General features: G+C 44.6%; 5 protein-coding genes. All 5 read left to right on the top strand.

Features of this window, described 5'->3' with window-relative positions:
- Positions 1 to 148: 148 nt before the first annotated feature.
- Complete coding sequence (locus tag AB1466_06790; protein ID MEW6189790.1) at positions 149 to 409, top strand: stage V sporulation protein S; 261 nt, start codon at positions 149 to 151, stop codon at positions 407 to 409.
- 94 nt (positions 410 to 503) lie between these two features.
- The gene (locus AB1466_06785) at positions 504 to 1,376 is read left to right on the top strand and encodes a PHP domain-containing protein (GenBank protein ID MEW6189789.1); all 873 of its coding nucleotides are present in this window, start codon (positions 504 to 506) and stop codon (positions 1,374 to 1,376) included.
- Between the two features lie 68 nt (positions 1,377 to 1,444).
- Positions 1,445 to 2,809, top strand: coding sequence for a tRNA (N6-isopentenyl adenosine(37)-C2)-methylthiotransferase MiaB (miaB, locus tag AB1466_06780; protein MEW6189788.1), 1,365 nt, complete (start codon positions 1,445 to 1,447; stop codon positions 2,807 to 2,809).
- Between the two features lie 96 nt (positions 2,810 to 2,905).
- Positions 2,906 to 4,309, top strand: a complete 1,404-nt coding sequence (amrA, locus tag AB1466_06775) for an AmmeMemoRadiSam system protein A (protein ID MEW6189787.1) — start codon at positions 2,906 to 2,908, stop codon at positions 4,307 to 4,309.
- A 109-nt stretch (positions 4,310 to 4,418) separates the two neighbouring features.
- Positions 4,419 to 5,011: tRNA (adenosine(37)-N6)-dimethylallyltransferase MiaA (gene miaA, locus AB1466_06770; protein MEW6189786.1), on the top strand; the 593-nt coding region annotated here is incomplete at its 3' end.

The following is a 5,011-nucleotide window of genomic DNA, read 5'->3' as shown; positions in this document are numbered from 1 at the left end:
GAAAAGAACCAGATTAAAATCATTTTTGTCCTCGAAAGGGAGGATGAGGGGTAAAATAAACTAAAAATAGCAGAATAATTGAAGGATAAAGACCTCGTTTACCGAATTAAATGATTACGCAGTGATATCCATGCAAGGAGGAAGAAAAATGGAGGTGCTTAAAGTCTCATCTAAATCAAATCCAAATGCGGTTGCAGGTGCTTTAGCTGGTGTACTCAGGGAGAAGGGAGGAGCAGAGATCCAAGTAATTGGCGCAGGGGCTCTTAATCAAGCGGTAAAAGCCATAGCAATTGCTCGAGGCTTTGTAGCACCCGGCGGATTTGATCTAGTTTGCATCCCTGCCTTCACTGACATCGAAATCAATGGCGAAGAGCGAACTGCTATTAAACTCATAGTCGAGCCCCGATAAACTCGATCTAAACTTGAAGTTATCCGTGATGTTTCCCTACAATTTTCAAAGGTGTGGATTATTTTTTCTTTCTAAATCAAATTGACAAAAAACAATGGGCGTTGATTTACATCTTCACAGTACAGCTTCGGATGGTGCATTTTCCCCTGAAGAATTAGTTGAATTTGCAGTGGAGCTTGACTTCACGGCGATTGCCATCACCGATCATGATAGCATGGATGGAATAGTTCCAGCTTTAAGGAGTGCGGGAGATTTCGATATTGAAGTAATTCCCGCTGTTGAATTGAGTTCCGACCTAGAGGGTCGGGACATTCATTTTTTGGGCTATTTCATTGATTACAAACAGGAATGGTTCCTCAAGCATCTCAGCAAGCTGCGTCAAGCGAGATACGAACGTGCGGTGAAAATGGTCGAGCGGCTACGAGAAATGGGTCTTAAAATCGCCCTTAAAGATGTTTTACAAGAAGCCGGTAAGGGTACAGTTGGTCGAGCTCACGTAGCTAGAGTTATGGTAAAGCAAGGTCACATTGATAGTATCGAAGAAGCTTTCGAAAGGTATATTGGACGCAAAGCTCCTTGCTACGTTGAGAAATATGTTTATACACCAAAAGATGTAATTAAGCTCATAAAAAGGCTAGGGGGAATCGCCATCCTAGCTCATCCCGGTCTTTCCCGGGTGGATGAAAAGATTCCAGAATTCATCAAATATGGGATACAGGGTTTAGAGGTTTATCACGGCAATCACACACCAGATGACGTTAGGAAATATACCAAAATGGCTCGAGAATATGGACTTGTGATCACGGGAGGTTCCGATTGTCATGGCTTGGGATCCTCCCGGGGACTTATCATGGGCTCCGTAAGAGTTCCTGATGAAGTAGTCAAAAACCTCAAGACATTAAAAGACCTGCAAAAAATAGCCCCTGAAATTCATCCCCATTTCCCCACGCGCAAATACGGAAAATAAATTCCTCTATGTGTTGTAGTCCGAAACCCATGAGTTAAATTTTCCTACCCGTGTGGGAAGGGCTCTTTGTGTTAAAATATAAACGAGCCAGGGGAGTGGATGGCTTGGATCGAGAAAAGTTTCTGGTGAAAACCTTCGGTTGTCAAATGAATAAACATGATTCGGAAAGAATTGCGGGGATGCTGGTTCAAGAAGGCTATGAACCCGCAAGGAGAGTGGAGGAAGCGGATATCATTATCTTTAATACCTGCTGTGTCCGCAAACACGCCGAGGATAGACTCTATGGACAAGTGGGAGCCCTAAAATCCCTCAAGAGAAAGAAACCCAATCTCATCATAGCTGTGGGGGGGTGTCTGGCTCAAAAGGATGGAAGAGAAATCCAGGAAAGGGCCACCCACGTGGATCTGGTCTTTGGAACCCATAACCTCTCCAGCCTTCCCAATTTAATCAGGCAGGTGAGGGAGAACTCGGCAAAGATATGTGAAATATGGAAAGAGCCAAAGATCCTGCCAACGAAACTCCCAAGCCTAAGGGAACATAGATACTTCACCTGGGTTACCATCACCATTGGTTGCAATAATTTTTGCTCTTATTGCATCGTCCCTTACGTTAGGGGAAGAGAAATCAGTCGGCCCATGCAGGATATCCACTCTGAAGTTCGAAAGCTTGCTCAAGAAGGGGTAATAGAAATTACCCTTCTGGGTCAAAACGTCAATTCATATGGACGTGATCTCTACGGCAAAGGCCAATTTTCCACCCTCCTACGGGAACTCGATAAAATCCCAGGCATTAAAAGAATAAGGTTTACCACATCACACCCTCGAGATCTCAGCGATGAAATCATAAAGGCGGTAGCCGAGTGCGATAAGGTTTGCGAGCATTTCCACCTCCCCGTACAGGCTGGTTCCGATAGGATTTTGAAGCTGATGAATAGAGGCTATACCAAAGATCGTTACTTGGAAATGGTGCGGAAAATTCGAGAAACCATCCCGGAGTGTAGCATCACCACCGATATTATGGTCGGTTTCCCCGGAGAAACGGAAGAGGATTTCCAAGAAACCCTAGATCTGGTGGAAAAAGCCCGATTTGATCAGGCTTTTACCTTTATATATTCTCCTCGACCTGGAACACCGGCGGCGGAAATTGAAGTTCAAATTCCGCAGGAAGTAAAACTTGAGAGATTCAAAAAGCTCGTTTTACTTCAGAGTCAAATCTGCTTGGAACAGAATCGAAAATTGATGGGAAAAACTTTAGAGATATTTGTTGAAGGTCCCAGCAAAAAGGAGAAGAATATTCTCACCGGAAGGACGAGAACGAACAAGGTTGTGAACTTTCAAGGACCAAGGGAACTAATCAACAAAATGGTTGATGTGGTCATCGTTGAGGCTCATACCTGGTACCTGATGGGGACACTTACCGATGCAAATGCATGAAATGCATGTGGTCATAAAAATGATTCGTCGATGGTCCATGGACGATAGTCACAATAAATTAAAAATGAAAATGCATTTTGAATTTTAAGGAGAGTCATGTCGGTCGCAATTGGTTGCGTAGTCCCTCATCCACCAATCCTCGTCCCCGAAGTTGGACGTGAAAATCTAAATCTAATTCAGGCTACGGTAAAGGGCATAAAGGAATTGACCAGTGAAATAGCCAAGATGCAACCCGAAACCCTGGTATTTATTTCACCCCATAGCCCCGCTTTTTCCGATGCCATAGCCATCAAAGTTGATCCCGAACTCGAGGGCTCCTTGACCCAATTCGGTGCCTCTTCCATAAGCTTCAAAGCAAGAAATGATCTCAAATTGGTCGAGGAAATCTTGGCCGAGGCTGAGGCGCTCAATATTCCAACATTCAGATTGAGCAAGGAACCGCGGTTTGAATTCAAATTCTCAACCGAATTGGATCATGGAATATTGGTGCCTCTCTACTACCTGAGGCGGGAATTAGACATCCCCCTGGTCTCGCTGTCCATTTCACACCTCAGCTATTATAAACATTATTCTCTGGGGGTTGCCATTCAGAGCGCTTCAGATAGGTTAAATCGAAGGGTCGCCTTCATTGCCAGCGGCGATCTTTCACATAGACTCACCCCTGAAGCTCCTGGGGGATACAGTCCTCGAGGGAGAGAGTTCGATCACCTGGTGAAAAATTTACTTGAGCGAGCAGCGTTTAAGGATCTTCTAATCATCGACAAATCTCTCATAGAAGAAGCCGGTGAGTGTGGTTTGAGATCCATCATCACTCTGGTGGGAGCCTTCAATTGCTACCGAGTCGATTCTCGGGTCTTATCTTATGAAGGACCCTTTGGGGTTGGCTATCTCATAGCCCTCATTAGACCCCTGGAGAGAGACGAAAATCGAGATTTTCTTAAAGTTTTAACCGAGATAAGATGCGCCGAGCGGAAAGAGCTCAGAGAGAAGGAGAGTGCACCGGTCAGGCTCGCCAGAGAAGCCGCTGAAAAATACATTCGGGAAGGGAAAATAATAAAACCCCCGGAAGACCTCCCCGATTATCTGTATAAGCGTCGGGCTGGTGCCTTCGTCTCCATTAAAAAGGAAGGGGCTCTACGGGGTTGCATTGGTACAACCGCTCCAACTCAACCCAATCTGGCCTGCGAAATAATAAGAAATGCCATTCATTCCGCAACGAGAGACCCCCGATTTTGGCCCATTGAACCATCGGAGCTTTCCGACCTGGTTTATTCCGTGGACATTTTAGAGGAACCAGAGGAAATTCCCGATGAAAGTTATCTAGATCCAAGGGAATATGGAGTGATGGTGGAGTCGAAAGGCCGAACTGGATTACTCCTACCGGATCTTGAGGGGGTAAATACCGTAGAAGAACAAGTGGCTATCGCTCGAAAGAAGGCGGGCATTTCCCTGGAAGAACCGGTAAAACTCTACAGATTCAAGGTTACGCGCTATAGGTAAATCAATCTTTCACCAATCTGTTAATCCAACAAAATACTTTCCCTTAAAAATTCTTTTGCCATTTTTAAAGATTTGTGGAAACCTTCCATTTACTGTAGAATTTTTTAATATGAAAAAAGAAAAATTGCTGGTGATAGTCGGACCCACCGCCGTTGGAAAAAGTAAGGTTGCAATAACCTTGGCAAAGAGCATAAACGGAGAAATAATCTCCGCCGACTCGATGCAAGTTTATAAGAATATGGATATCGGAACTGCGAAACCCAGCCTTGGGGATAGAGCGGAAATTAAACATCATCTAATCGATATCGTCGATCTCAAAGAAGATTTTAGCGTAGCTGAATATCAAAGAATGGCGAGAAAGGTTATAACACAGATTCATGGGAAGGGGAAACTTCCCATTCTGGTGGGCGGTTCAGGATTGTACATTAGAGCTGTCGTCGATAAGCTGGAATTTCCATCCGGAATGATGAAATCACCCATCCGTCGTGAACTCGAAAAGCGTGCAGAAAGTGAAGGTCTTGAAGGACTTTACAGAGAACTTCAAAATTCAGATCCACGGGCTGCCAAGAAAATTCATCCCCACGATGCGAGGCGGATAATCAGAGCCCTGGAAGTTATTAAACTCACGGGAAAGCCCTTTTCCGAATATCACAAAGAATGGGAGAAAAGGGAATCGATATACGATGTAAAGATCATTGGACT

This window comes from Actinomycetota bacterium (assembly GCA_040755895.1).
Taxonomy (GTDB): Bacteria; Actinomycetota; Aquicultoria; order Subteraquimicrobiales; family Subteraquimicrobiaceae; genus Subteraquimicrobium.
The sequence above is the reverse complement of the archived record's forward strand: the minus strand, read 5'-3'. Positions and strand labels throughout refer to the sequence as shown.

Excerpts from the sequence above, each read along its gene's own strand:
- AB1466_06790 (MEW6189790.1), top strand. The coding sequence starts at position 149 with ATGGAGGTGCTTAAAGTCTCATCTAAATCAAATCCAAATGCGGTTGCA.
- AB1466_06785 (MEW6189789.1), top strand. The coding sequence starts at position 504 with ATGGGCGTTGATTTACATCTTCACAGTACAGCTTCGGATGGTGCATTT.
- amrA (MEW6189787.1), top strand. The coding sequence starts at position 2,906 with ATGTCGGTCGCAATTGGTTGCGTAGTCCCTCATCCACCAATCCTCGTC.